Below are 24,364 nucleotides of genomic sequence, written 5' to 3' on the forward strand. Positions count from 1 at the left end.
ACCGTGATGGTTACGGGCGGGACCGGGTTCATCGGCTCGTACGTCGCGTCGGACCTCGTCGCGGCCGGCCACGACGTAGTCGCCTACGACCGCTCGACCGACCCGCGCATCCTCGACAGACTCGGCGTCGCCGACGACGTGACGATACGCCGCGGCGACGTGACCGACCCGACCGACGTGTTCCGGGGGGTGCGAGAGACCGGCACGACGCACATCGTCCACCTCGCGGCGCTCCTGACGACGACGGCGCGGGAAAACCCGCGGACCGCGCTCGACGTGAACGTCCAGGGGACGAACAACGTCTTCGAGGCGGCGCGCGCCCTCCCCGAACAGGTCGAACGCGTCGCGTGGGCGTCGTCGGCGGCGGTGTACGCCCCGCCCGCGAACTACGGCGGCGACTTCGTGACCGAGTCCGACCTCGTCTACCCCGACACGCTCTACGGAGCGACCAAGGAGTACAACGAGCACCAGGCCCGGGTCTATTACGAGGACTTCGGCGTCTCGCACGTCGCGCTCCGGCCGACGGTCGCCTACGGCCCGTACCGCGAGACCGGCGGGTCCGCGTTCCTCGCCAACATCGTCGAAAAGCCGGCGCTCGGCGAGCCCTTCAGCGTCGACTACGGCGACCAAGTTATCGACTGGCAACACGTCCGCGACATCGCGCAGGCGTTCCGCAAGGCAACGTTCGCCCCCGAAGACGACCTCACCCAACGCGTCTACAACGTTCGCGGGGAGTTGGCGACGATTCGCGAGGCCGCGGAGACGGTACGGCGACTCCTCCCCGACGCCGACCTCACGGTCTCCGACGAGGGCGAACTCCCGTGGACCCAGGAACTCGACATGACGAAGGCGCAAGCCGACCTCGGCTACGACCCCGAGTACGACCTCGAAACCGGGTTCCGCGACTACCTCAACGTGCTTCGGAAGGAACACGGATTGGAGCCGGTCTGAGCCGAGAGCCGACGGGCCGAAACGCCGCCGTGGAGTCGGTCACGGCCGCCGAGCGTCGTCGGCGCCCTCGGTCTCGGGACCGTCCAGCAGGTCGCGGATATCGTCGGGCGACAGCAGGTCGACGAGGCTCTCGCCCGAGTCGTAGCGCTCGCGCTCGTCGGGCGTGAGATAGTCCGCGAGGTCGCGTTCTGTGAGCAGTTCCTCGAGTCTGTCGTCGAGGTCGTCCGGGTCGTAACCGGGGATGACCATATCACCGGATTGTCGCGAGCACCCTTATAACACGGCACTCGTCGCGTTTCCGACGAATGCCGAGCGCGAGCCGCCCGCTCACTCCACGACGACGCCGTCGTCCTTCGCGTTCGGCGCGCCGACGACGAACACCTCGCCGTCCTCGACGCAGCGCAGTTGCCGAACCTCGTCGGACGAGACGACCACGAAGTCGCCCGGTTCGAGGTCGAGCACGTCGGTCTCCTCGCCGTCGTCGCCGGCGAAGGCGAGTTCGAACGCGCCGGAGAGAACGTGATACAGTTCCTCTTGTTCGCGCTGGTAGTGCATCGGTCCCGACCCGCCCGCGTCGAACGACCAGACCGACGGGCGCATCTTCCGCGGGCGAAGCTCGTAGCCGACGGCCTTGACTCGGGCGTCGGCGTTCTCCACGTCGTGCGGTTCGAGGTCAGCGAGGTTGACGCGCTCGTACATCGGCGCGAGCTACGAAGCGCGGGGTAATAGGTATGCTGACGAGTGTCGCGGCGGTTCGCGTCGGACTACTGGGTCTGGGAGTACCGCTCGACCCACTCCTGTAGGCTGATTCCCATCGCGGCCTGCGTGATGGCGTTCGAGGACGCCGAGTTCGCGCTCTTGACGAGTTCGGCTTCGAGCGTCCGGGTCGGAATCTCGCCGATGAAGTGGGGGATGGCGCGCTGGACCGCGAGCGGGCAGCCGACCTCGTGGGCGAGGGCGTAGCCCGAAAGCGAGTGCGGAATCTCCCCGCTGGCGTACTCCGGGTCGGGGTCGTCGAGCACGTCGTCGTCGACGAAATCGACGTACTCGTAGCACTTGCCCACGTCGTGGAGGAGGCAGGCCGCGCGGACCACGTCGAACTCCGGGTCCGCGCCGTGGAAATCCCGCTGTTCCTCGGCGGCGCGGACGGCGATTCGCGTCACGCCGCGGACGTGCTCGACGTTCGTCACCTCGTGGATGTTCCACGCGTAGGGGATGTCGTCGATGTCGCGCCAGCCGCCGCGGGCGAGACCGAGACACCACGCCTCGACGACTCGCTCGCGGAGGTCGGCGTCCTCGATGTCGGCGAGTTCAGGGAAGGCGGCCTCGACCTGCGCGCGGTAGTCGTGCGACATCGCTCAGCGGCCCCCAGTCACGTCTTTCTGGACCGTCTCGCGGCCGACGAACCGCGGGCGGTCGCCGATGGAGAGGAAGTTGTCAACATCTTCGCGGGGCGCTTTCGCCTTCGGGTGGTCGGGGTCGTAGTCGCGCGAGGACTCGTGGCCGAGGCCCGCCCGAAGCGCGTCGAGGCTCTCGAAGTAGAGTTCGGCGACGCCGTCGAACTCGGCGCGTTCGGGGTCGGTCGGGACGACGCGGGCGTACCGGACCACGCCGGGAATCTCGCGGGCGAGGGGGACGTGGGTGTTCGCCCAGTGGTCGAGGAACTCGTCGTGGCTCATCCCGTCTTTGCGGACGAGAAACGCCGAGTGCTTGTAGAGTCCCGTCGTGTCGCCGCCGGTCTCGTCTTTCTCGACGACCTCCTCGCCGATGATTCGGGGGCGTCGCTCGACGTCGAGAAAGTTGTCCACGTCGTCTCTCGCCGCTTTCGCCGTCCCCTTCGCGGGGTCGTAGTCGCGCGAGCCCTCGCTGCCGAGCGCGTCGTGGAGCGCGCCGAGGTCGTCGAAGTACAACTCCGCGAGACCGTCGAACTCGGAGACCTCGGGGTCGACCGGAACCACCGTCTGGTAGCGGACGACGCCCTCGATGTCGCGGGCGATGGGCGTGTGATTGTCCTGCCAGTAGGTGACGAACTCGTCGTGACTCATCCCCGCCTTGCGGACAAGCAGGGCTACGTGCTTGTACATGCGTACACCTGCCGATTCACGTATAAGACAATAAATCATGAGGTACACTCGCACTGCCCATCTACAACAAATTAATGTGATAGTCACGAGTGGTGGGCGTATGCCTTTCCACGAGCGGGGGTTCATGAGCGGGACCCGCGGGACGATGGCCGTCGACTGGGAACAGCGCATCGACGTGAAGCGGATGCGCGAGGAGCGGAAGGACCGCGCTCTCTCGTGGATGCGCGAGGCGGGCCTCGGGAGCATGCTCCTCATCGACGACCCGAACATCCGGTACGTGACCGGGTTGGCGATGACCGGCGGGTCGGGTGCGGACCACTACTCGCTGCTTCTGGAAGACGGTACGGTCGTCCACTGGGACACCGCCGACCACGCGAGCAACCAGCGATACAACTGCCCGTGGCTGACCGACGTTCGCTACGCCTGTCCCGGACTGGGGAACGTCCCGCGGGCCTCCGGCCGCGACTCGGCCCGGTCGTTCCTCCTCGACAAGATGGCCCAGACCGTCGTCGACGCCCTCGACGAGTACGGCCTCGCCGACGAGGCGATGGGCATCGACACCGGCCACGCGGGGCTGCTCGACGCCTTCGAATCGAAGAATATCGACACCCGACCCGCCGAGTGCGCGGCGGTGATGGAGGACGCCCGAAAGACGAAGACCGAAGACGAAATCGAGTGTCTGCGGCAGGTCGCGGCCGTCTGCGAGGCGGGCTTTCAGGCCATCGCCGAGAACGCGAAGCCGGGCGCGCGGGAGTCGGAGGTGTGGGGCGACGCCGTCCGCGAACTCTGGCGGCACGGCGCGATGGCGCAGGGCGGCTACCTCACGTCGGGGCCGAACACGTGGCCGAAGCACCAGGCGAACACCACGGACCGACTGATTCGCCCCGGCGACCTCGTCTACGCCGACTTCTACAACGTCGGCTACCTCGGCTACCGCTCGTGTTACTACCGGACCTTCTCGATGGGCGAACCGACCGACGAACAGCGCGACGCCTACGAGACGGCCCGCGACAACCTCTACGCCGTCCTCGACGAAATCGAGCCGGGGAAGACCACCGACGAAATCGCGGCGGCGTTTCCGGACATGGCGGGCGAACACGCCGACTGGTACGGCGCGGACGACCACTGGCAGTTGACGACCAATCACTGGGCCCACGGCCTCGGCCTTCAACTGTACGAAGTACCGCTCATCTGGCGCGGCCTCTCGCCGGACCATCCCATCGAAATCGAGGCGGGGATGACGATGGCCGTCGAGACCCAAGAGCCGGCGGGGAGACAGGGCGTCCGCGTCGAGGAGATGGTCGTCGTCCGCGACGACGGCGTCGAGCTCCTCAGTCAGTGGCCCGTCGAGGAGATAACGGTTATCGAACACTGATTCCTGACACGATAAGCGGACCACTCACAAATTTTAAAAATTGTAGAATTTGTTGCTCGAGCCCATCTAAGCACGCGTCCATCGGGCCACAGCTCGTCAGGAGAGAGTACAACCCGAATATCGAACCGTTTAGTCAGCAGTGTGTGATTTCTATGGCGACTGATTACGCCGGCGCGGGGACTCCCCGTGTCCCCTCGCCAGAGCCCAACTGACCGGCCGACGCTAGTCCGCTTTTCCGTCCTCGCGGTCCCGGCGGCGTGCGTCGGCGTCGCGGTCGTCGGGGTCGCCGTAACCGCCGCCGCCCGGCGTCCGAACCGTGACGGTCGTGCCGGCGGCCACGTCGCGGGTCGTCTTCGACGGAACCGCCTCGCCGTCGACGAGGTTCGCTCCCGTCGTCCCGTCCTCGCCGCCCGCGATGCCGCGGGGGGCGACCCGCCGGCGCTCGGTGAGAAGCGAGACGGTCGCGTCGGCTTCGACCGTGACCGACCGGACGATACCGAGACCGCCGCGGAACTCACCGCGGCCGCCGCTTCCCTCGCGGAGGCCGTACGCCTCGACGAAAAGCGGGTACTCGGCTTCCAGCGCCTCGACCGGCGTGTTGAGCGTGTTCGTCATCCCGACCTGCACGCCGTCCATGCCGTCGCCGCCCGCGCGGCCGCCGAAGCCGCCGCCGATAGTCTCGTAGTAGGTGAAGCCGTCCGAACCGCCGGCGCGACTGCCGATGGTCAGGTTGTTCATCGTCCCCTGTCCCTGCGCGGGGACGCGCTCGGGGGCCGCGTCGGCGAGCGCCGCGAAGACCACGTCGGTCACGCGCTGGCTGGTCTCGACGTTGCCGCCGACGACCGCCGCCGGGGCGTCGGGGTTGAGGAGCGAGCCGTCGGGGACCTCGACCGAGATGGGGTCGTAACAGCCCTGGTTCGGCGGAATTTCGGGGTCGGTGACGCAGCGAACGACGAAGTACACCGCGCTTTTCGCGACCGCGAGCGGGGCGTTGACGTTGCCGGCGACCTGGTCGGCCGTCCCCGCGAAGTCGAATTCGACGGTGTCGCCGTCGACCGTCGCGGTCACCTCGATGGGGATGTCGTCGTCGGTCACGCCGTCGCCTTCGAGCACGTCGCGGGCGCGGTACTCGCCGTCGGGCAGGTCGCGCAGTTCCGCGGTGACGCGGTTCCGGGAGTAGTCCATCACGGCGTCGAACGCCGCGAGGACGCGGGACCGGCCGTGTTCCGCCACGAGGTCGGCCAGTCGCTCCTCGGCGCGCTCGTTCGCCGCGATTTGGGCGCGGATGTCGGCGCGACGCTCGCCGGGGTTGCGGACGTTGGCGAGGAGCAGCGACAGCACGTCGTCGTTGGTCTCGCCGCCGGCGACGAGTCTGACCGGCGGGAGTCGAAGCCCCTCCTGATAGATTTCGCGCGCGCCGGCGGGCATGCTGCCGGGCGTCATCCCGCCCACGTCGGCGTGGTGCGCCCGCGAGACGGCGAAGCCGAGCACCTCGCTGTCGACCGAAAGCGGCGACACCATCGTCACGTCGGGGAGGTGCGTCCCGCCCTCGAAGGGGTCGTTGAGGACGAACACGTCGCCCGGTTCCGGGCCGTAGTCGAGGACCGTGTCGACGGCCTCGGGCATCGCGCCGAGGTGGACCGGGATGTGTTCGGCCTGCGCGACGAGGCGGCCGTCGGCGTCGAACAGCGCCGTCGAGCAGTCGCGGCGCTCCTTGATGTTCGGCGAGTACGACGAGGTGATGAGCACCTGTCCCATCTCCTCGGCGACGCTCTCGAACTGGTTGCGCATGATTTCGAGCGTCACGGGGTCGACCTCGCGGTCGCTCATTCGCCGTCACCCCCGCTTGTCAGGACGAGCGTCCCGTCGGCTCCGACCGTCCCGCCCCACGCCGGAGGCACGACGACGGTGCTCTCGTGCTGTTCGAGGATGGCCGGCCCCTCGACGGTCGTCCTCGCGCCGAGGCCGTCGCGGTCGTAGACGGGCGTCTCGCGGAACTCGCCGTCGAAGAAGGCCTCGCGGGTGTCCTTGCGGGCGTCGCCGCCGCCGCGGTAGGTCACGTCGAGCGGGTCGCGCTCGACCACGGCGGTCGCCCGGACGTTGACGAGTTCGACCGGGTCGTCGAGGCGGTAGCCGTAGGCGCCCTCGTGGGCCCCGTGGAACCGCGCTTCGACCGCCTCGGCGTCGAACGTCTCGCCGACGGGGACGGTCAGTTCGAAGCTCTGACCGACGTACCGGAGGTCGGCGGCGCGCCGGACCGCCGCGTCGTCGGGGTCGGCCACGTCTTCGAGCGTGTCGGCTTCGAGGTCGGCGTAGGCGGCGTCGACCGCCCCGGCATCGAGGCCGGAGAGGGGTCGGCGGAGCGTCCGCACCGAGTCGTGTTTCTGGTCGGCCGCGAGCAGGCCGTACGCCGAGAGGACGCCGCAGGCCCGCGGGACCACCACGGTCTCGATGTCGAGGCTCTCGGCGAGGGCGGCGGCGTGCATCGGCCCGGCACCGCCGAAGGCGACGAGGCCGAACTGCCGCGGGTCGCGGCCGCGCTCGACCGTCACGGCCCGAATCGCCCGCGTCATGTTGGCGTTGGCGACGCGGTAGACGCCGCGGGCGGCCGCGAGCGCGTCGTCCAGACCGGCCTCGTCAGCGAGCCCGGAGAGCGCGTCGCGGGCGGCGTCCACGTCGAGGGAGAGTTCGCCGCCGAGGGCGGAACTGCCGCCGATGTAGCCGAGGACGACGTTCGCGTCGGTCACGGTCGGTTCGGTCCCGCCGCGGCCGTAGCAGGCCGGGCCGGGGTTCGCGCCCGACGAGCGCGGCCCGACGCGGAGCGCGTTGCCCGAGTCGACCCACGCGACGGACCCGCCGCCCGCGCCGACGGTGTTCACGTCCACCATCGGCGTCTTGATGGGCCGGCCGTTGATTTCGGCGTCAGTGGTCCGCTCGACCTCGCCGTCGCGGACGAGGCTCACGTCGCTGGAGGTGCCGCCCATGTCGAAGGTGACGAGCCCCGCGAGGTCGTCGGCGGAGTCGGTCGCAGTCTCCGCCGCGCCGACGACGCCCGCGGCCGGGCCGGACATCGTGGTCGTCACGGCGTGCTCGCGCACGGTCGAGGCCGGGGCGATGCCGCCGTTGGCCTGCATGATTTTGGGAACCGGGACGCCAAGGTCCGCGGCCCGCGATTCGAGGCGGCCGAGATAGCTGTCGATAGCGGGCGTCACGTAGGCGTCGACCGCGGTGGTCGAGGTACGCTCGAACTCGCGGAACTCGGCGAGCACCTCGTGGGAGGCGGAGACCGGCGCGTCGAGTTCCTCGCGGAGCACGTCGGCGACGACGCGCTCGTTTTCGGGGTGCTGGTAGGCGTGTAAGAGCGAGACGGCGACGCTCTCAGCGCCGCAGTCGCGGATGTCGTCGGCCAGCGCGCGGACCTCGCGCTCGTCGACTTCGGTCTGAATGCCTTCGACCGTCGCGCGCTCCGTCACCTCGAACCGACGGCGTCGCGGGACGAGTGGGTCGGGCTTGTCCGCGGTCACGTCGTAGAGGTCGGGGCGGGCCTGTCGGCCGATTTCGAGCACGTCGCGGAAGCCCTCGGTGGTGACGAGCGCGGTCTTCGCGCCGTCGTCTTCGAGGAGCGCGTTCACGGAGACGGTCATCGCGTGGGTGAACGCGTCGACCTCGGCCGGGTCGACGCCGGCGTCGTCGCAGGCCTTCTCGATGCCGCGGACGACGCCGACGCTCTGGTCGTCCGTGCTCGGGACCTTCGCGGTGACGAGGCGGCCCTCTGGGGTCAAAAGCGCCACGTCGGTGAAGGTGCCGCCGACGTCGACGCCGATTCGTGTCTCGGAGTCCATCAGAACACCCCCATATCGGCGGCGACCGTATAGAGCGTTCGGAGGCCGAGCCAGACGACGACGAGCGTCACGAGTTCGCGTTGTACCTTGTCGGTCCGACCGGTAAGGCCGTCGAGCGCCGACTGGGCGTCCTCGTCGAGCGACACCGTGATGCGATTCGTGACCATGGGTGTCTAACTCTCGGAGGGGTTCTTAAGGATGTGCGGACGGCCGTCGCGAGCCGCGAACGAGTGACGAACCGGGACCAGTCGTCTAAAAAGTGTGAAAATTTTAGAAATTGTAATCGGCGGCGCGGGTGTCAGCCGTCACCCCGCTATCGCTGGGCGGGCGGTCTCGCGGCCGTCGCCGACTCGATGAAGACGAACCGCGCGCCCCCGGTCGAACCGTACTCCGCGGCGGGCGTCCAGTCGTGGGCGGCCGCGATTTGCTTGACGATGGCGAGGCCGAGACCGCCGCTGCGGCGTTCGCTCACGCCGGCTTCGAAGCACTCGTGGGGGGGCGTGCCGTCGGGGAAGCCCTCGCCGTCGTCCTCGACGAAGAACCCGCTTCGGGTCCGGCCGGCCGTCACGACCACGTCCTCGCCGCCGTGGACGACGGCGTTCTCGAACAGGTTTTCGAGGAGCTGTCGGAGTCTGCTCTCGTCGGCCGCTATCGTCCGCGACGCGCCGCCGTCGGGACGGCCGAACCGCAGTTCGGCGTCGGCGGTCGGGACCGTCTCCCACGCGCGTTCGGCCACGCGCCGGAAGTCGAGGGGCTCCGGCTCGGCGACCGCATCACCCTGCGAGGCGAGCGCAGTCAGGTCCGAGAGCAACTCCTCGACCCGGTCGAGGCTCTGTCCGAGCTTTCGAAGGTCCTCGGCGTCCGCGTCGCCGGGCGACTCGGCGACGATGTCGAAGTAGCCCCGCGCGGTCGCCAGCGGGGTCCGGAGGTCGTGAGAGACGACGCGCGTGAACTCGCTGAAGCGCTCGTTCTGGCGTTCGAGCAGGCGCTGGCGGGCGTTGTGCTCTGTCACCTCGCGCTGGAAGCCGATGTAGTTCGTGACGCTCCCGTCGTCGCCGTGGACCGGCGTTATCTCGGACTGGTTCCAAAACGGCGTCCCGTCGCGGCGGTAGTTGAGGAGTTCGACGCTGCACGGCTCTTCGTCGGCGATGGCCTCGCGGAACCGCTCGCAGTCCTCTTCGGCGGTGTCCGGTCCCTGCAGGACGCGGTGGTTCTCGCCGAGAACCTCCTCGGCGTCGTAGCCGGTGAGGTCCTCGAAGGCGTCGTTGGCGTAGACGATGGGACAGTCGTCCTCGCTCGGGCCCGTGATGGTGATGCCGACCGAGGCCTCGTCGATGGCGCGGCGCATCAGCGACAGTTCGGCCTCTTGCGCCAGTCGCTCGGAGATGTCCCGGAGGATGCCCGTCGTGCCGACGACCTCGCAGCCGTCGTCGTGTAAGAGCGTGAGGTGACACTCCATGGGCACGCGGTCGCGGCCGTCGCCGTCAGCCGCGAGGAGTTGCGTCTCGAAGGTGAGCCGGTCGGTCTCCGCGCCGTCGCCGAGCGACGCCCGGAGCGACTCGTAGGTCTCGTAGTCCGCGTCGGGGAGGTACGACGAGAGGTGCGAGCCGAGGACGCGTTCGCGGTCGTGGCCGACGAGGTCGACGAACGCGTCGTTGACGTACTCGAAGCGGTCGTCGGAGTCGAGCGAGTAAACCGGGTCGCCCGCGGCGCGGATGATGTGCTCGTCGCGGGCGAGCTCGTCCCGGCGCGCCCGCTCGCCGGAGATATCTCGGAGGATACCGACCGAGCCCCGGAACGCCTCGCCCTCGTAGGGGAGATAACCCATGTGGTCGCGGCACGGGACTACCTCGCCGTCGGCCGTCCGTATCTCGATTTCGAACTGGGTCGTGTCGGGGCCGCGCGACGAGAGAGTCTCCCCGAGTTCGTCGGCGGCCTTCTGCACGTCTTCGTCGCCTTTCACGAGCTCCGGGCCGCGCCCGAGAATCTCGTCGACGGCGTAGCCCGAGAGGTCCGCGAAGGCGTCGTTGACGTAGGTGAAGCGGCCGCGCTCGTCGACGACGTAGACGGGGTACCCGAGGGCCTCGAGGACGGTCTCGTAGCGCTCCGCGCGACGGGTCGCCCGGTGTTCCGAGACGCTGTTTTCGATGCGGTTGACGAGCAGTTCGTACTGCTCGGAGGAGGGCTGTTTCTGCAGGTAGTCGGTGACGCCCGCGGAGATGGCGTCGCTCGCGACCTCCTCGCTCCCCTTGCCGGTAAAGAGGATAAAGGGGAGCGAGTCGTGTTCCTCGCGGACCGTTTCGAGGAGTTCGACGCCGGTCATCGCCGGCATGTCGTAGTCGCTGACCACGCAGTCGATATCAGAATCACGAACGATATCGAGCGCGGCCTCGGGGTCAGCACAGGTCGTCACCTCGAACGAAGAGAGCTTTCGGAGGTGCGTCTCGCCGAGGTCCAAGAGCGCCGAATTGTCGTCAACATAGACGATGTGCGGAGATTTCGAGATCGTCATCGGTAGTTATCAAATGGTAACTCCCGAGGCGACACATAGGTTCGACCTCTATAGTTAGGGAGCGGTGTGATTTCGGATGTGATAACGATTCGCCAATGGCACGAGGAAAAACAGCTGGTCAAACCCCGACTTCGGGAAGGACCACCGTGGGATTTTTAACAACAGATTGAACTTTCTAGGGTATGTCCTCCGTTACGAACTCCCTCCCTCGCGTCTCGACGGACGGCGTCGAACGGTCCCTCGCGGCCCTCCTCGCCGGGCTCCGCGGAACGTACGCCCTCGGAGCGGCTACTAGTGGCATCGTCCTCATCGGACTCGTCGCGAGGCGGTGACGACCCGACACAGTCCGCACACCCATGCGTACCTCCCACGTCGCCGCCCTCGCCGTCACCGCGTTCGCGCTCGTCACCCTCGGCCTCGCCGCGGGGTCGTTCGACGCCGCGAGACCGGATGGACCGGCCGTCTCGGAGTCAGCCGACGGGTCGGTAGCGCTCCGCGAGCAGTCGGGGTCGAGCAGGCAATCTGACCGCCCGGACCGACCCTCAGTCGGTCGACTGGTACTCCCGGACGACGGCGTACTCGGCAGTCTCGGGGAGCAGTCGTCACCGGCCGGCGGACTGCGCTCGCGCCTCGTCGTCGGGGGCGCACTCGTCGTCGGTGCGGTGGTGCTCGTCTTCCGCCGACTCACCGACGACGACGCGCGGGCGTCCGAGACGACGAAGGAGCGGGGAGGCACGGACCACAAACCGTCGGAACGGAACGCGCCGGCGCCGTCCGACTGGGGCGGCCCGCCGGCGAACGGCGTCTCCCGCGCGTGGTTCGCGATGGTATCCGCGCTCGGCGCGGCGGCCACCCCGCGACAGACGCCAGCCGAACTCGCCCGCACGGCCGCCGACGCCGGCTTGCCCGCGGGCACGGTCGGGTCACTCACCGAGCTGTTCCGCGCAGTTCGGTACGGCGGGAAGCGGCCGACCGACGAGCGCGAGCGACGGGCCGAAGACGCGCTCGACGCGCTGCGGCGAGACGAGAACTGGCCGGGCGGGCGCGAACCGTGAGCCGCGCTCGCCGCGGGCTGTTGGTCGTCGGCCTCGCGTCGGGCCTCGTCGGCGTACTGCTCGTCGCCTCCCCGGGCGTCGCCCGCGGCGTCTCACTCACGGGGGCCGCCCGAACGGTGCCCGTCGCCGTCGTCGGCGTCGCCGCCGCCGCCCTCGCCGCCCGCTCGCTGTTGGACGCTCGCAGAGGAAACGCCACGGGCGACGGCGAGAGAAAGGCGACCACCTCAGGCGCGTTCCCCTCGCCGGAGCGTCGTCCGCGCTACGACCCGCCGGGGACGGAGTTTGCCCGTCGAGTGGACGCAATCGGGTGGACCGACCGGCGCGACGCGGAGCCGGCGAACCGCCGGGAGCTCCGCGACGACCTCCGGAACGCGGCGACGAGCGCGCTCTCGGGGGGTTCCGGGCCGAGCCCGAGAGAGGTCGAAAGGCGGCTCCGCGACGGGAGTTGGACGGACGACCCGCTCGCGTCGGCGTTCTTCGCCGGCGACCTCGTCCCGTCGCTGTCGCTCTCGGGGTACGTCCGCGCGCTGGTCCGCGGCGAGCCGCCGTTCGCTCGTCGGGCGGGTCGCGCCGCCGCCGCGCTGTCGAAGCGGGCCGGGGCGGGCGACATGACACCGGCCCCGTCGGCAGACGTTCGGGTGGCGTTCGGGGACGAACCCGCCGTGCGGACGAGCCGATATCTCCCGGACGGCGAGGAGAGCCGCGAACGCGAGTCGGCGACTGACCGGGTCCGCGGCGTGACCGCCGCAGCGCTCGCAGTCGGCGGGCTCGGAATCGTCACGCTGCGACCGGGGCTGCTCCTCCTCGCGCTGTTCGGAATCACCGTCTCGGGGTACGCCCGCGCGGTCCCGGCCCCGTCGCGGGCGGTGGCGGTCGAAAGAGCGGTCAGCGACGCCGAACCCGCGGTCGGCGACGAGGTCGAGGTGACCCTTTCGGTTCGGAACGTCGGCGACGCGACGCTCGCGGACCTCCGACTCGTCGACGGGGTTCCGCCGGGGCTCGCCGTCGTCGACGGGTCGCCAAAGTTCGCGACCGCGCTCCGATCGGGGAAGCGTGCGAGCGTCACGTACACGGTCGAGGCCGCCCGCGGCGACCACGCGTTCGACCCGGCGCTCGTCGTCACGCGCGACGCCCTCGGGGTACGCAAGCGGGAAACGCTCGTCGACACCGAGACGACGGTTTCGTGTCGCCCGCCGGCGCAATCACTTCCGGGTGGCGCTCCCGCGAGAACGACGACGCGAGCGGGGCGGTCGCGGTCGGACGCCCCGGGGCCGGGCGTCGAGTTCCACTCCGTCAGAGAGTATCGACCGGGTGACCCCCCATCCCGAATCGACTGGAGACGGAAGGCCAAGACGGGGGAGTTCTCGACGGTGGCGTTTCACGAACACCGACGCCAGCGAGTGCTGGTCGTCGTCGACGCGCGGGCCGAGGCCTACGTCGCATGGGATGGCGGGGGCGATGGCGACGGCAACGGCAACGGTGAGCCGGTCGTCCAGCGGGGCGTCGCCGCCGCCGCCGCCCTCGTCTCTCGCTTCCGCTCCGCGGGTGTCCCGGTCGGTCTCGCGGCGCTCTCACCGCGGTCCTGTCGGTTCCCGCCCGGCCGCGGAGGCGACCACCATCGCCGGCTTCAGGAAGCGCTGGTGGCCAGCCCCGCGTTCGGATGGGAGCCTCCGGACGGCGAGGTGGACGCGTCCGCGGCGGTTCGCGAGATTCACCGGCGAGTGCGGGCGGACACGCGGGTCGTCTTCGTCTCGCCGCTCTCCGACGACCCGAGCGTGACCGCCGCGCGGCGGTTCGACGCACACGGGCACCCCGTTTCGGTTCTCAGCCCGGACCCAGCGGCTCGGACGCGCGCTCGTGGCTACGAGTCCGGATACGCGTCGCTCGCAAGGGAGCGACGGCTGCGGCGGCTTCGAGCGGCCGGTATCCCCGCGAGCGATTGGGACCCGACCGAACCGCTACGGGAGGTGACGCGCAGTGGTCAAAGCCGTGCCACGACGTCCAGATAGCGCCCCGCCGCTCCGAAGTAGCGGCGGTGCGCTCGCGGCCGCGATCGGTGCGGCCGTCATTACCGCGGTCTCGGTCCCCGCGCTCGCGATGGGCGCGCTGGGAGTGCTCTCGCTCGCCGGTGCACTCACGTTCGGCGTCGAGTCGGCCTACGCGCCGGGCATCGCGCTCCTCGCGGGGTCAGTCGTGCTCGCGGGCGTCTTGGGTCTGAAACCGCCGTTCCTGCTCGCGGCCGCGTTCCTCGTACTCCTCGCGTGGGACGTGGGGAAACACGGGTTCGGCATCGCGCGGGAGGTCGGGCGGGAGCCCTCGACGTTCCGAATCGAGGCCGTCCACGGGCTGAGCAGCGCCCTCGTGTATGCGGCCGGTGCGACGCTCGGCTACGGGATATACGCCGGCGTCACCGGCGGACGGTCGGTCGTCGCGCTCCTCGCGCTTCTCGTCGGTTCCGTGGCGCTCCTGTTCGCGTTGCGGACGTGAGGGGTCGTCGAGAGCGAGGGCGGAGCCCAGTCACTCCGGCCGACCGACGGACGCGCGTAACACGGACCGGTCGACGGACCCGGGAAGCTCCCGCAGGGCGTCGAGCGCGTCATCCCGCCGCCGCGCTGCCCGTTCCCGGAGAAGCGACTCGTCGCACTCGGGCGGGGAAATCGCGGTTGCGGCGGGGTCGGACTCGCAGATACGACGGAGTTGACGCGCAACGCTGGTCTCGCGACCGACGCGGCCGAGCAGTCGGCGCTGGGGCTCGTCCGCGTCGGCGAGCATCGAGCCGAGAGCGGACGCGGTCTCGCCGAGCCGACCGGCCGTGTCCTCGCAGTACGAGACCACCTCCGCCTCGGTCCGAACCGGGGCCCGCTCTGCGGAGCGGAACGTACCGACGAGTCCCCGGGCCGCCTCGTTGAGCCGTTCGACGCACGAACCGAGGTGCGACGAAGAGACCGAGCTAATCGAGGAGTAGGCGGCCGCGTGGAGGTAGTCGCCGGCGAGGAGCGCCGTCGTCGAGTCCATCGTGAGCGAGTGGGCGCGAGCGTCCGAGAGCTGGACGAGCAGTCGGCCCCGAACACGGTAGTACCCCCACAGGAGCTCGACCGCTGACCCCGCGGCGCGCACGGAGCTAGCGTCGACGGCGTCGTCGGTCTCGGAGACGGTGTCGACCGTGTCGGCGAGGAGGTTGGCGTACCACGGCGTCTTGGACTCTTCGACGACCTCGCGAGCGGTCGCCGCCGCCGACCCGTCCAAGCCGTCGAAGAGCGACCGGAAACGGGATTCGACGGTCGAATCGGCGTCAGACGAGCGACCCGCCGCGTCGGTCGCGTCAGTCACGTTCGAGCCCCCCTTCGGCGGCGTCAGCCTCGGCCTCGGAACCGGGTACCGAATCGAGTTCGGTCGCACACCACTCACAGAACTCGAGCGACGGGTCGGCGATGCGTCGACAGTTCGGACAGACCCGGCCGTCGCGGCTCCCGGACCGCCTCGACGCGCGGTTCTGGGCGCGGGCGACCACGTACGCGTCGATAGTGGCGAGGAGAGTAACGACGAACAGCGGCGCGGCGCTCCAGAAGTCACCCGCGCCCCGCAGGTACGTCGTGACCACATCGGGACCGCTCAGAGAGCCGACGCCGAGGAGGACGACGGCCCACGCGAACGCGCGCTTCCAACGGCGGAGGGACAACTGTCCGAGCCCCGCAACGAACGACGAGAGCAGCGCGGCGAGAAACGGGTGCTTGACTGTCCGTTGATTCATATATTGAATTTTTGTTCAGCCACGTATAGCGATTCTGGTCGCCGAACCGCGGTACCGCTACCGATAGCTTAAATATTGAATTGATATTCAACAGCGCCGTGGACACACCATGAACGACACAACAACGCGGAGGTATCTCGCGATTGGCGGACTGAGCGCGGTGCTCTCGCTTTTCGTCCTCCCTATCGCGGGGGTCGTCTCGGTCTACAGCGGCTACAAGGTACACGGGCACACGAAGAACATCTACAGCTATCTGCTGGCCGGGGCGGGGTCGCTCTCGGTGCTGTTCTGGGTGGCCTACCTGATTCGGGTCTGAGCGCGGTCGTCGGCGAGTCATCCCGCCGCCGCCCGCGACGACCCGAAAGCGACACTTCCGTCGAACGCGAACCGCCGGGATATGACGCAGGACGGTCGCGCCGAGGAGTTGGAGCCGGCGAAGCGGCGTATCATGGAAGCGACAGACAGGGCGCTCCGGAAGCACGGCTACGGAAATCTGACGATTCAGCACATCGCCGACGAGTTCGAAAACAGCAAGACGCTCCTGTACTACCACTACGACGGGAAAGACGAGCTGCTCGTCGACTTCCTCGACTACGTCCTCGCGCGGTTCTTGGACGGCCTCCCGCAGGGGGACCGCACGCCCAGAGAGGAACTGGAAACGCTCGTCGACGCGCTCCTGCCCGAGACGCTCTCGGAGGAGGCCTACCGGCTCCAACTGTCGATGTTCGAACTTCGGGTGAACGCGCCGCACGACGAGAACTGCCGCGAGGAGTACCGCCACGTCGACGCCGAACTCACGGAGCTGCTGCGGGACATCCTCGTCCGCGGCGTCGAGGCGGGCGAGTTCGAGGTCGCCGACCCCGAGGCCGAGGCCGAGCTGTTTCTCTCGATTCTAACCGGGACGCGCGCACGCCGGCTGACGGTGTTCGAACCCGACGAGTCCATCGAGTCGCTCCGGGCGGCTATCGAGTCGCACATCGACCGCATCTCGGCGTAGCCCGCGCCGAGGCGTGCGGCCGGGTCGCGGTCGCACCGGTTCAGGCCAGTTTACCGCCGTCGACGGGAAGCGCGTGGCCGTTGACGAACGACGCGTCCTCGGAGGCCAACCACGCGACGACGCTCGCAATCTCCTCCGGTTCCGCCATCCGTCCGAGGGGCTGTTCCGCGGTGATGGCCTCGACCGCGCCGGGGTTCGCTTCGAGCGACCGCTCGACCATCGGGGTCCTGACGACGCCCGGACACACCGCGTTGACGCGGACGCCCTCCTCGGCGTACCGCACGGCCGCTGACTTCGTCAATCCGACCACGCCGTGCTTGCTCGCGACGTAAGGTTCGCTCCCGTCGGCGGCGAGTCCGGCGATGGACGAGGTGTTGATAACCGAGCCGCCGCCGCCTTCCATCAGCGCCGGGAGCTCGTGTTTCATGGCCAGCCAGACGCCGGTGAGGTTGATTCCGAGCACTCGGTCCCAGTTCTCCCGCGACTGCTCCGGAAGCGGGTCGTTGTCGCCCTCGATTCCCGCGTTGTTGTGCGCGATATCGAGGCCGCCGTACGTCTCCCGGGCCGTCTCGACCATCGACCGCACGTCGTCGGCGTCGGTGACGTCGACCGCGACGAACGTCGCGTCGCCGCCGTCCGCCTCGATTTCGGAGACGACCTCGCGCCCGCGCTCGGCGTCGATATCGCCGAGCACCACGTTCGCACCCTCGTCGGCGAGCCGCTTGGCGCTCGCGCGCCCGATTCCGCTACTCGCACCAGTCACGACCGCAGTCTTGCCGTCTAATCGGTCTGCCATACCTTGCTGAATATTTTGTCAATATATAAATATCGAGGTGAGGAAGCGACATTCGAAAATCGCTCGTCACCGTCCATCCCGCCGGGACGTGAACCCTTATTCGCCCGGCGTCCGTCGGTTCCGACCATGACACCGCGACCGTCGACCTTCTCGATCGTCGCCCGCGACCCCGAACAGGGCGCCGTCGGCGTGGCCGTCCAGTCGAAGTTCGTGAGCGTCGGTTCCGTCGTCCCGTTCGTCAGCGCGGACGCCGGCGCAGTCGCCACCCAGAGCTTCGCGAACGTCGCTTACGGCCCCGACGGATTGGACCTCCTGCGCGAGGGGCATTCGGCCGAGGAAGTCGTCGCCGAACTGACCGACGCCGACGACGAGGCCCCGAGCAGGCAGGTCGGCGTCGTAGGGGCGGACGGGAGCATCGCGGCTTTTACCGGCGACGAGTGTTTCGACGTGGCCGGCGACATCCAAGGAGAGCACTACACCGTCCAGGGGAACATCCTCGAAAACGAGGCGACGCTCGAAGCGATGGCCGAGGCGTTCGAGACGACCGACGGCGGCCTCCCCGAGCGCCTGCTCGCGGCGCTCCACGCCGGCAACGACGCCGGCGGCGACAAGCGCGGCGAGCAGTCGGCGTCGATGTACATCGCCAAGCCCGAGGGCGGCTACGACGGCGGCAACGACCGCTGGGTCGACGTGCGCGTCGACGACCACGACCACCCGATAGACGAGCTCGAACGCGTGTTCAAGCTGTACGACATCACGCTCTTGGAGCGCGAAGCGCCCGAGGAGACCCGGTCGCTATCGGGTGAGACGGCCGAATCGGTGCTCGAAACGCTGTCGGACCTCGGCTTCTACGACGGAACGCCGAGCGGCGAGTTCGGCGACGAGGCCGTCGCGGCGCTCGAATCGTTCCGGGGCATGAACAACTTCGAGAACCACTCGCTTTCCGTCCTCGAAGACGCCATCGCTCGCGGCTGGGACGACGTTGATGGCGGGGAGACAGCGAGCGAGGGCGAGGCGGCGGACGAAGACGATTCGACGGGCGAAATCGACGGAGAAGCGCGGCTCATCGAGGCGGTTTGGCAGGGCCTCAGCAGGCTCGATAGGAAGTAGTCGATTCCGAGACACGGGTGGAAACCGACGCCTACCGGTCCGTCGCGATACGGAGCGAGTAGGCGATACAGCCCAATCCGGCGAGTTGCGTCAGTCTGACGAGCAACCGGAAGACCCCCTGGAAGTGGATGGGAACGAGGCGGAACGCGACGAGGCCCTGCCCCGCGACGGCGAGCGTGTAGGTGACGCCGAACAGGAGAATCATGCCGACCGAGAGCCACCGCATCGACCGCTCGTCGTTCCGCCGGAGGCCGCGGTAGGCCTGATAGCCGATGTAGAGGCCGACGAGTGCGGAGAGCGTTGCCGCGCCGCCGGCGAGGAGCCCGATGGGAGTGCCGAAGCCGGGAAGCGCCATCAGAACTTCCCCCACATCCGCGTCAGTTGGTCGGCCACGTCGTCGCTCCGGCGGTCGAGTTCCCACGAGAGGTCGCCGTCGCGGACCGTCACCTCGAACCGGTCCAGTTGGGAGACGTACGCCGTTTCGTGGTGACCGTCGGCCCGGGGTCGCGTCCGCTCGGCGACGAGGTCCGCGTCGACGAGCCGGTCGAGACGGCGGTAGATAGACGAGGTCGAAAGCCCGCACCGCTCGCTGAGTTCCTTCGCCGACCGCGGCGACTCGCTCGTCGCCGCCAGAATCGACCGCACGTGCTCGTCGTCGAGGAGTTCGACGACGGTCGCCAGGTCGACGTCTGCCATCTCGTCTCTACGGGTCATCCGACTCGTCCATAGGTGCTGTGTCTCATCGTCGGTGTGGAAATCGAAGCTAGTCGTGCCGCCGCTCGGAGAAAACGGCGGGCGCGGCGGGAGGTGAGGCCGGTGAGGGGGGACGGAAGACTGGCACGGGGGAGAGCATAGGTGTCGAAAGCGGCCGACACGGGCGCACGAGACATCCTCACACATCGGTCTCACCGCCGAGTTCGCGGCCGAAGAGGACGGCGAAGTGCGTGCCTCCTATCGAGTACACGACGCTCGCACGGTCGACACCGGGAGAGTCACCGAGGTCGATGGTTGCCTCCGCGCCGGGCGCGACCGTCTCAGCTCCCGGCCAGAGCGGTTTTTTCTCGACGCGCCCGGGAGCTTCGGGAAGAGAGAGGTCGTAGAAGAGTCGGTCAGCGGGGACGGTCTCGCCTGCCTCATGGCGCACCGTAACGCGGTTGGCCGCCTCGTCGTAGGCCAGCCCCCACGTCACCTGCGGAAGCCGGTACCGCGGGTCGATTTCGCCGTCGGGCCGGAGCGGGACGCGCGCCTCGACCGTGGCGAGCCGGCTGTCGACGTACACGTCGAACGTGTCGGCGGCGTCGGCGAAGCGATAGTGATCGTCCCTGAGCGCCGATTCGAGCGCCTCTTTCGTGGGAACGCGGTCGGTCGTGTACTGGTAGTGGACGATTTGATAGGCGTTGTCGCGGTCGAACCGGAAACCGTCGGCGAGCATCGCCGGGTGGTCCGTGGGGTCGTGGAGGCTCGTGTTGATGCCGGCGTGGGACGGCTCGCCAGCCGCCGCGGTCAACTGCTCGAAGTCGGAATTGACCTCGTGGTACCGGGGTCGCTCGCCTGCGCCAGTATCGACGAGCGCCTCCAGATTCGGTTCGTCGTGGAGGTTCGCGCTCGTGAACACGATGACGTCGTCGCCGACCGCTACCCGGCGGGGGCCGTCGTCGCGGGCGAACATGTCGTAGCCGCGGTACGTGCCGGCCCGCTCGTACCCGCTTTTGGTGAGCGTCCGACCGACAGACGAACGCTCGAAAGACGCCTCGATTACGCTCCCGAAAACCGAGTCAACGAGGCGGTCGTAGCGGTCGAAACCGATGCCGAAGTAGTCTAGCGCCGCCTTGTCGTACGCCTGCCGAGCGACGAACAGCCGCGGAGCGTCGGGCCGAATCCTCGGCTTCCGAGACGAACTGAAGTAGTACCGGTCTGGCGGTCGCTCGACGCTCGACGGTGCGGGGAGCCAGCGCCGATACGCCGGGGCGGGCGTTGGGGGGACGTCGAGGCGGCCGTAGCGCTGGGCACCGCCGAGCGGGGGGAGGTCCGAAAGACAGCCGGCGGTCAGCGCGGAGAGCGACGCGGCCGCTGCGGCGGTTCCGGTCGCGAGGAACTGTCGTCGCGTCGAGCCTGTGGAGGGCCGAGAGTCGTCAGGGGACATGCGGCAACGTGGCGGTCACCCGACAGGATCATATAACCGAACTATCGAGTGCAGACGGGCGCAGCTCGGCGACAGGTATAAGTAGCAGTCAGAGCGGTCGTTCCGGCAAACGCCGTCAGCTCAGGGAAGAACAGTCGAAACGCCGCGAAAATCAGTCTCGTCTCTCAGTTCCCGTCTCGCCGAAGCGCGCCGGATGCGATGGCGTTGGTGGGTCACCGCGGCGCACCGACACGGCCGCGAGGGGGAAAGGAAGTCCCGCTCAGCCGAGGAGGTACTTGAGCGCGGGGCGCTGGCGGACGAACTCCATCTTCTCGATGATGGCGTCGAGGCCGAGGATACGGCCCGCTGCGAGCGTCCCGACGATGGCGAACATCATCAGCCCGAACAGGTCACCGTTGACCACGCCGTGGGCCCAGTCGGCATTCCCAAGGTAGAAGAACACCATCAGGACGCCGCCGAAGAAGGCGGCGAGCCGGACGAGTGCACCCACGATGAGCCCGAGACCGATGAGCGTCTCACCGACGGGAATCATGAAGTTCGTGAACTCGAGGAGCCACGGGGTCGCGGCGGCCCACGCGAAGAAGCCCTGCAGCGGCGAGGCGGCGGGGGCGTTCGCGAGGTAGCCCGCGGCGCTGAAGCCGCCGAGCTTCGTCACACCGGCGTGGAAGAACCAGTAACCGGTGATGAGGCGGGTCAGCACGAGCACGTAGCCCGTGACGCCCTGCGAGTAGTCGAAGTCCATCCTGTTCCCCAGCATCTCGATTTGTGAGTTAGCGGCCATTGTCTTTCACCTAACAAGTGGACGGACGACCCCCCATAGCATATAAAGAGAGCGTGATTTCCGAATCTAAGGAATCGAGAACGACCGAAATCGAAAGTGTGAGCCACGATACCGTCCGGTTCGGTCGTCGTTCGAACTCTAAACTCAGCTGTCGGTCGAGTCGAGCACGGTGTGGCTCGGGACCGCCGCCACGGAGTCCGCGCCCTCGGCGACCGTCGTATCTCTGTACGCCACGATTCGCTCGGCGATGGCGCCCTCCATGTCGCGCATGAAGTCGTCGACGGTGTTGCCCATCAGGACGACCGGGTCGCCCTCGGCGAGCATCTCGTCGAGGACCACGCCGGCGTCGTCGTCGGGGGTGTGTTGCGTTGTGGGCACGTCAACGGCGCGGGCGAACGCGCCGGTCTCTGCGCCGCCGACCCTGACGCGGTCGATGCAGTCGCGCTCGGCGAGGAGGTTCACGTACTCGGCGAACGAAGCCGTCCGCCCCCGGCGGTCGATACGAAGGTAGACGAACGGGAGGATTTGCTCGTCGTCCTCAGTGAGCGCGCGGCGGACGAGTTCGGTGCTCTCGACGTCGTTGACCTCGGCGGCGTTGTAGACGCGGCCGCCGGGGACGCGCGACCATTCGGGTTGCATCGCGTCGAGGTAGGCGTCGAGTTCGCCCGCCGGGAGCGGGTCTTCGCCGAGCCACTCCAACACGGCGTCGATGGCGTGGACGGTCTCCGCGCCGATGAGGTCCGCGTGGCGCGGCGGGACCTCGACCTGCTCGATGGTCGCGCCGCGATGTTCCAGTTCCTCGCGCATGTAGTCGTGAATGGCCGGGTGTTGCTCGCCGCTGATGACGTGGGTGTCCGCCGGGACCGCCCGGGCGAGCGACCGAGCGATGTCCTGTCGTCGCCGACCGAGCGTGTCGTTGTGGTCGTTTCGGACGTTGGTCAACACGAGCACGTCGGGGTCGACGAACGTCCGGTTGACGAGCCCCGTCGTGTACTCGGTAATCGCCTGATTCTCAAAGATGCCGATGTCGTCTGGGGCGTAAGCGTCGAGTTCGGGGGCGAACTCGCCGATGACGTTGATGTTCTCGTAGAGCGTCGTCCGCGGACCGAGCCGCGAAATGGGGTAGACTTCGCCGTTGTGGATGATGACGGGGTAGTTGCCCGTTATCTTGGTGAACGTGTCGTAGCCCCGGCGGTTGAACACGTCGTCGAGACGGCGGGTCGTCGAGGACTTCCCGCGCGACCCGGAGACGACGATTCGGGTGTCGAAGCGGTCGAGTGCTTCGCGGTGGCGGCGGCCGCGGGAGAGTTCCGAGAGCAGTTCGCGTATCGACGGCAGGCCGACCCGAACCGGGTCGGGGTCGGCCTGCCAGTCGTGCTCCGCGCCGACCATGAACACCGGGAGTGCGCCCTTCGCGACCGCGACGAACCGCGTAATCGACTCGCGGGCGGCGTCCTCGGAGGGATACTGCTGGGCGCTGTGTGCGAGCGTCTCGTCGTCAGTCTCCAGTCGCCAAACCCAGTCGTGTCCGTCGGCGGCGTACTCGCCGGCGGCGTCGGGGTAGCGCTCGGTCACAAACGCGGCCGATCGAACTGCCGGTCCCGCGAAAGTCGCCGCAGTGTCACTCTCACCGACGGCGCTTCTGACGCGGTCGACGGCCATCCGGGCGTCTTTCGAGCGGTCGTAGTGGCTCCCGCAGTGGGCGACCGGTTCGCTCCCGTCACGGAGCCGCCAACACCAACCGAAGCCGCGGCCGTAGACCTCGAAGGCGGTGTCGCTCACGAGCCGTCACCTCCCGAGAGCACCGACGCCGAGAGCACGGCGTCGTCGTCCGGTTGCCGCACGGTCTGGACATACGCGGAGGCGAACGCGCCGAGCGTGACGACGACCCCGGCGGTGACCACCGGCACCGACAGCGTCTGCGGGAAGCCGTTGGGTCCGGGGGCTGCGAGCGCGCGGACGAGAAGCAGCATCGGGACGAACACGGCGAGTTGGAGCGGGGCGACGAGTCGCCGCTCTTTCGGCGCGGTCGCGTGAGCGTTGTACGCCATGACGCCCGCGACGACGCCGACGAAGAACGCCGCGAGCCCGCGCGAGATGGGGAGCAAGACGGTGAACCCGAGAGTAACGACGACGGCGAACGCCGACCCCGTACCGAGGAGCACCCGTCCGTACCGGAGCGTCCGGCGGTGGACGGTCGTAATGCAGAGATACGACAGCGCGACGACGACGACGTAGAGAACGAACAACCAGCGGCTCTCGACCGTGAACACGGCCACGAGTGCGGCGGCGATGACGCCGGTCCGCACGTCGAACTGTGAGCGAAGCCACTCGGCGGCGAGCATCCCGACGACGAGCACGAACACGAGACTCTGGCGAGGCATGAGCGACGACTCGGGCGAGCCGGGCACGACCGCACCGCGGAGGACCGCGATTTCGGAAGTCTCGCTGAACAGCACCGCGGGCGTGAGCCCACCGACGGCCCGCGCGATTCCCGGCGAAACGAGCGCCGCGCCGACGGCCACGAGGCCGGCGAAGACGACGAGCGTCGCGAGCGCGTCGTTCCGGCGGTGGCCCGGTTTCATCTGGTGGTAGTTGTACGCAGCCAGCCCCGGAAGGATGCTGCCGACGAAGGCAATGTTTCGAACGTCCCCCGAGAACTGAGAGAGCGTCGCCAACAGCGTCACCGGAATGAGCGTCCCGACGAGAATCGCCGCGAGGAGTTCGCTGCGGCCGTAAATGAGTGTCCGGCGCTTCAAGAAGTCGAGCCCGACGTACGCGAGCAGGGTGCTCAGGAGGAACACCGGGAACATCGCGAAGTTCTTGAGTGTGTAGACGGCGAGCACGCCAAGCGTAATCGTGCCGCCGAGTCGGTAGCCGCGCAGTTGGGTTACGCCGGCGACGACGAGGAAGCCGAACGCAGCGACGAGAGTGGCGATTAGCATGACGAGACACCGTGGTTACGAG

The 24,364-nt window shown here is 68.6% G+C and carries 25 protein-coding genes and 1 pseudogene; 9 read left to right on the top strand and 17 right to left on the bottom strand.

All coding sequences use genetic code 11. The features are described 5' to 3' along the window. Nucleotides 1-6 precede the first annotated feature (6 nt). Nucleotides 7-951, top strand: coding sequence for an NAD(P)-dependent oxidoreductase (locus tag C5B91_RS15005; RefSeq protein ID WP_115820009.1), 945 nt, complete (start codon nucleotides 7-9; stop codon nucleotides 949-951). Nucleotides 952-990: 39 nt separating this feature from the next. Here the strand turns inward: C5B91_RS15005 and C5B91_RS15010 are convergent, their stop codons facing one another. The 4 genes from C5B91_RS15010 to C5B91_RS15025 form a co-directional block, all read right to left on the bottom strand. Beyond that, on the bottom strand, nucleotides 991-1,200 hold the full coding sequence (locus C5B91_RS15010; protein ID WP_004040881.1) for a hypothetical protein: 210 nt from the start codon (nucleotides 1,198-1,200) through the stop codon (nucleotides 991-993). A 78-nt stretch (nucleotides 1,201-1,278) separates the two neighbouring features. Beyond that, nucleotides 1,279-1,650, bottom strand: a complete 372-nt coding sequence (locus C5B91_RS15015) for a cupin domain-containing protein (protein WP_008093937.1) — start codon at nucleotides 1,648-1,650, stop codon at nucleotides 1,279-1,281. Between the two features lie 65 nt (nucleotides 1,651-1,715). Beyond that, the gene (locus tag C5B91_RS15020) at nucleotides 1,716-2,306 is read right to left on the bottom strand and encodes an HD domain-containing protein (RefSeq protein ID WP_049968971.1); all 591 of its coding nucleotides are present in this window, start codon (nucleotides 2,304-2,306) and stop codon (nucleotides 1,716-1,718) included. A gap of 3 nt (nucleotides 2,307-2,309) precedes the next feature. After that, complete coding sequence (locus tag C5B91_RS15025; RefSeq protein ID WP_049968972.1) at nucleotides 2,310-3,035, bottom strand: EthD family reductase; 726 nt, start codon at nucleotides 3,033-3,035, stop codon at nucleotides 2,310-2,312. 100 nt (nucleotides 3,036-3,135) lie between these two features. On the opposite strand from C5B91_RS15025, the gene C5B91_RS15030 reads away from it, so the two are divergent. Continuing rightward, nucleotides 3,136-4,410, top strand: a complete 1,275-nt coding sequence (locus tag C5B91_RS15030) for a Xaa-Pro peptidase family protein (protein WP_115819939.1) — start codon at nucleotides 3,136-3,138, stop codon at nucleotides 4,408-4,410. Nucleotides 4,411-4,632: 222 nt separating this feature from the next. Here the strand turns inward: C5B91_RS15030 and C5B91_RS15035 are convergent, their stop codons facing one another. The 4 genes and pseudogenes from C5B91_RS15035 to C5B91_RS15045 all read right to left on the bottom strand — a co-directional run bounded on the left by C5B91_RS15035 (nucleotide 4,633) and on the right by C5B91_RS15045 (nucleotide 10,764). Next, entirely contained in the window at nucleotides 4,633-6,240 is a 1,608-nt protein-coding gene (locus C5B91_RS15035; protein ID WP_115819940.1) for a hydantoinase B/oxoprolinase family protein, read from the bottom strand. Further along, nucleotides 6,237-8,252, bottom strand: a complete 2,016-nt coding sequence (locus tag C5B91_RS15040) for a hydantoinase/oxoprolinase family protein (protein ID WP_008093942.1) — start codon at nucleotides 8,250-8,252, stop codon at nucleotides 6,237-6,239. The genes C5B91_RS15035 and C5B91_RS15040 overlap by 4 nt, the downstream gene beginning before the upstream one ends. A gap of 50 nt (nucleotides 8,253-8,302) precedes the next feature. Then, nucleotides 8,303-8,419 (bottom strand): annotated as a pseudogene (locus C5B91_RS22500) (CopG family transcriptional regulator); the annotation flags it as partial. 146 nt (nucleotides 8,420-8,565) lie between these two features. Then, complete coding sequence (locus C5B91_RS15045; RefSeq protein WP_115819941.1) at nucleotides 8,566-10,764, bottom strand: PAS domain S-box protein; 2,199 nt, start codon at nucleotides 10,762-10,764, stop codon at nucleotides 8,566-8,568. Nucleotides 10,765-10,946: 182 nt separating this feature from the next. Here C5B91_RS15045 and C5B91_RS22125 point away from each other — a divergent pair, with 182 nt between their 5' ends. Genes C5B91_RS22125 through C5B91_RS15060 form a run of 4 tightly spaced genes read left to right on the top strand, consistent with a single transcriptional unit; the run spans nucleotide 10,947 to nucleotide 14,306 of the window. Then, the gene (locus C5B91_RS22125) at nucleotides 10,947-11,096 is read left to right on the top strand and encodes a hypothetical protein (protein WP_158544187.1); all 150 of its coding nucleotides are present in this window, start codon (nucleotides 10,947-10,949) and stop codon (nucleotides 11,094-11,096) included. Nucleotides 11,097-11,120: 24 nt separating this feature from the next. Then, nucleotides 11,121-11,819, top strand: a complete 699-nt coding sequence (locus C5B91_RS15050; protein WP_008093947.1) for a DUF4129 domain-containing protein — start codon at nucleotides 11,121-11,123, stop codon at nucleotides 11,817-11,819. Continuing rightward, nucleotides 11,816-13,828, top strand: coding sequence for a DUF58 domain-containing protein (locus tag C5B91_RS15055; protein ID WP_233514269.1), 2,013 nt, complete (start codon nucleotides 11,816-11,818; stop codon nucleotides 13,826-13,828). The genes C5B91_RS15050 and C5B91_RS15055 overlap by 4 nt, the downstream gene beginning before the upstream one ends. A gap of 58 nt (nucleotides 13,829-13,886) precedes the next feature. Then, nucleotides 13,887-14,306: a hypothetical protein gene (locus C5B91_RS15060; RefSeq protein ID WP_049968993.1), complete on the top strand. Its 420-nt coding sequence runs from the start codon at nucleotides 13,887-13,889 to the stop codon at nucleotides 14,304-14,306. A 30-nt stretch (nucleotides 14,307-14,336) separates the two neighbouring features. Here C5B91_RS15060 and C5B91_RS15065 read toward each other — a convergent pair whose 3' ends face one another. Next, on the bottom strand, nucleotides 14,337-15,149 hold the full coding sequence (locus C5B91_RS15065; protein WP_181950725.1) for a hypothetical protein: 813 nt from the start codon (nucleotides 15,147-15,149) through the stop codon (nucleotides 14,337-14,339). Further along, on the bottom strand, nucleotides 15,142-15,570 hold the full coding sequence (locus C5B91_RS15070) for a zinc ribbon domain-containing protein (RefSeq protein WP_115819942.1): 429 nt from the start codon (nucleotides 15,568-15,570) through the stop codon (nucleotides 15,142-15,144). Before C5B91_RS15070 ends, C5B91_RS15065 begins: the two co-directional genes overlap by 8 nt. A gap of 109 nt (nucleotides 15,571-15,679) precedes the next feature. Between C5B91_RS15070 and C5B91_RS15075 the strand changes: the two genes are divergently transcribed. Further along, the gene (locus C5B91_RS15075; RefSeq protein ID WP_008093957.1) at nucleotides 15,680-15,886 is read left to right on the top strand and encodes a hypothetical protein; all 207 of its coding nucleotides are present in this window, start codon (nucleotides 15,680-15,682) and stop codon (nucleotides 15,884-15,886) included. A gap of 81 nt (nucleotides 15,887-15,967) precedes the next feature. After that, nucleotides 15,968-16,567 carry a TetR/AcrR family transcriptional regulator gene (locus C5B91_RS15080; RefSeq protein WP_049968979.1) on the top strand — a complete coding sequence of 200 codons (600 nt, stop codon included), beginning with the start codon at nucleotides 15,968-15,970 and terminating at the stop codon, nucleotides 16,565-16,567. A gap of 40 nt (nucleotides 16,568-16,607) precedes the next feature. Here the strand turns inward: C5B91_RS15080 and C5B91_RS15085 are convergent, their stop codons facing one another. After that, a complete protein-coding gene (locus C5B91_RS15085) occupies nucleotides 16,608-17,363 on the bottom strand; it encodes an SDR family NAD(P)-dependent oxidoreductase (protein WP_049968980.1) in 756 nt (251 codons plus the stop codon). A gap of 126 nt (nucleotides 17,364-17,489) precedes the next feature. On the opposite strand from C5B91_RS15085, the gene C5B91_RS15090 reads away from it, so the two are divergent. Next, nucleotides 17,490-18,473 carry a DUF1028 domain-containing protein gene (locus tag C5B91_RS15090; protein WP_115819943.1) on the top strand — a complete coding sequence of 328 codons (984 nt, stop codon included), beginning with the start codon at nucleotides 17,490-17,492 and terminating at the stop codon, nucleotides 18,471-18,473. A gap of 31 nt (nucleotides 18,474-18,504) precedes the next feature. Here C5B91_RS15090 and C5B91_RS15095 read toward each other — a convergent pair whose 3' ends face one another. The 6 genes from C5B91_RS15095 to C5B91_RS15120 form a co-directional block, all read right to left on the bottom strand. After that, nucleotides 18,505-18,828: a hypothetical protein gene (locus tag C5B91_RS15095; protein WP_049968982.1), complete on the bottom strand. Its 324-nt coding sequence runs from the start codon at nucleotides 18,826-18,828 to the stop codon at nucleotides 18,505-18,507. Next, nucleotides 18,828-19,169 (bottom strand): winged helix-turn-helix domain-containing protein, encoded by a 342-nt coding sequence (locus C5B91_RS15100; protein ID WP_081909268.1) that lies wholly within the window; start codon nucleotides 19,167-19,169, stop codon nucleotides 18,828-18,830. Before C5B91_RS15100 ends, C5B91_RS15095 begins: the two co-directional genes overlap by 1 nt. 196 nt (nucleotides 19,170-19,365) lie before the next feature. Next, nucleotides 19,366-20,616, bottom strand: a complete 1,251-nt coding sequence (locus tag C5B91_RS15105; RefSeq protein WP_115819944.1) for a hypothetical protein — start codon at nucleotides 20,614-20,616, stop codon at nucleotides 19,366-19,368. Between the two features lie 259 nt (nucleotides 20,617-20,875). After that, nucleotides 20,876-21,358: a DoxX family protein gene (locus tag C5B91_RS15110; protein WP_004978247.1), complete on the bottom strand. Its 483-nt coding sequence runs from the start codon at nucleotides 21,356-21,358 to the stop codon at nucleotides 20,876-20,878. Between the two features lie 183 nt (nucleotides 21,359-21,541). Then, the gene (locus C5B91_RS15115; protein WP_081909254.1) at nucleotides 21,542-23,179 is read right to left on the bottom strand and encodes a Mur ligase family CapB protein; all 1,638 of its coding nucleotides are present in this window, start codon (nucleotides 23,177-23,179) and stop codon (nucleotides 21,542-21,544) included. Continuing rightward, nucleotides 23,176-24,342: a poly-gamma-glutamate biosynthesis protein PgsC/CapC gene (locus C5B91_RS15120; RefSeq protein ID WP_049968844.1), complete on the bottom strand. Its 1,167-nt coding sequence runs from the start codon at nucleotides 24,340-24,342 to the stop codon at nucleotides 23,176-23,178. Before C5B91_RS15120 ends, C5B91_RS15115 begins: the two co-directional genes overlap by 4 nt. Nucleotides 24,343-24,364 lie beyond the last annotated feature (22 nt).

Origin of the sequence: Haloferax sp. Atlit-10N (genome assembly GCF_003586325.1) — an archaeon.
Taxonomy (GTDB): domain Archaea; phylum Halobacteriota; class Halobacteria; order Halobacteriales; family Haloferacaceae; genus Haloferax; species Haloferax prahovense.

Bases quoted from the DNA above. Each gene is read 5' to 3' on its own strand.
- C5B91_RS15110 (WP_004978247.1), bottom strand. From the start codon at position 21,358: ATGGACTTCGACTACTCGCAGGGCGTCACGGGCTACGTGCTCGTGCTG.
- C5B91_RS15090 (WP_115819943.1), top strand. From the start codon at position 17,490: ATGACACCGCGACCGTCGACCTTCTCGATCGTCGCCCGCGACCCCGAA.
- C5B91_RS15030 (WP_115819939.1), top strand. From the start codon at position 3,136: ATGCCTTTCCACGAGCGGGGGTTCATGAGCGGGACCCGCGGGACGATG.
- C5B91_RS15005 (WP_115820009.1), top strand. From the start codon at position 7: ATGGTTACGGGCGGGACCGGGTTCATCGGCTCGTACGTCGCGTCGGAC.
- C5B91_RS15015 (WP_008093937.1), bottom strand. From the start codon at position 1,650: ATGTACGAGCGCGTCAACCTCGCTGACCTCGAACCGCACGACGTGGAG.
- C5B91_RS15080 (WP_049968979.1), top strand. From the start codon at position 15,968: ATGACGCAGGACGGTCGCGCCGAGGAGTTGGAGCCGGCGAAGCGGCGT.
- C5B91_RS15045 (WP_115819941.1), bottom strand. From the start codon at position 10,764: ATGACGATCTCGAAATCTCCGCACATCGTCTATGTTGACGACAATTCG.
- C5B91_RS15100 (WP_081909268.1), bottom strand. From the start codon at position 19,169: ATGGCAGACGTCGACCTGGCGACCGTCGTCGAACTCCTCGACGACGAG.
- C5B91_RS15050 (WP_008093947.1), top strand. From the start codon at position 11,121: ATGCGTACCTCCCACGTCGCCGCCCTCGCCGTCACCGCGTTCGCGCTC.
- C5B91_RS15070 (WP_115819942.1), bottom strand. From the start codon at position 15,570: ATGAATCAACGGACAGTCAAGCACCCGTTTCTCGCCGCGCTGCTCTCG.
- C5B91_RS15105 (WP_115819944.1), bottom strand. From the start codon at position 20,616: ATGTCCCCTGACGACTCTCGGCCCTCCACAGGCTCGACGCGACGACAG.
- C5B91_RS22125 (WP_158544187.1), top strand. From the start codon at position 10,947: ATGTCCTCCGTTACGAACTCCCTCCCTCGCGTCTCGACGGACGGCGTC.
- C5B91_RS15095 (WP_049968982.1), bottom strand. From the start codon at position 18,828: ATGGCGCTTCCCGGCTTCGGCACTCCCATCGGGCTCCTCGCCGGCGGC.
- C5B91_RS15010 (WP_004040881.1), bottom strand. From the start codon at position 1,200: ATGGTCATCCCCGGTTACGACCCGGACGACCTCGACGACAGACTCGAG.
- C5B91_RS15120 (WP_049968844.1), bottom strand. From the start codon at position 24,342: ATGCTAATCGCCACTCTCGTCGCTGCGTTCGGCTTCCTCGTCGTCGCC.
- C5B91_RS15035 (WP_115819940.1), bottom strand. From the start codon at position 6,240: ATGAGCGACCGCGAGGTCGACCCCGTGACGCTCGAAATCATGCGCAAC.
- C5B91_RS15075 (WP_008093957.1), top strand. From the start codon at position 15,680: ATGAACGACACAACAACGCGGAGGTATCTCGCGATTGGCGGACTGAGC.
- C5B91_RS15020 (WP_049968971.1), bottom strand. From the start codon at position 2,306: ATGTCGCACGACTACCGCGCGCAGGTCGAGGCCGCCTTCCCTGAACTC.
- C5B91_RS15085 (WP_049968980.1), bottom strand. From the start codon at position 17,363: ATGGCAGACCGATTAGACGGCAAGACTGCGGTCGTGACTGGTGCGAGT.
- C5B91_RS15040 (WP_008093942.1), bottom strand. From the start codon at position 8,252: ATGGACTCCGAGACACGAATCGGCGTCGACGTCGGCGGCACCTTCACC.
- C5B91_RS15025 (WP_049968972.1), bottom strand. From the start codon at position 3,035: ATGTACAAGCACGTAGCCCTGCTTGTCCGCAAGGCGGGGATGAGTCAC.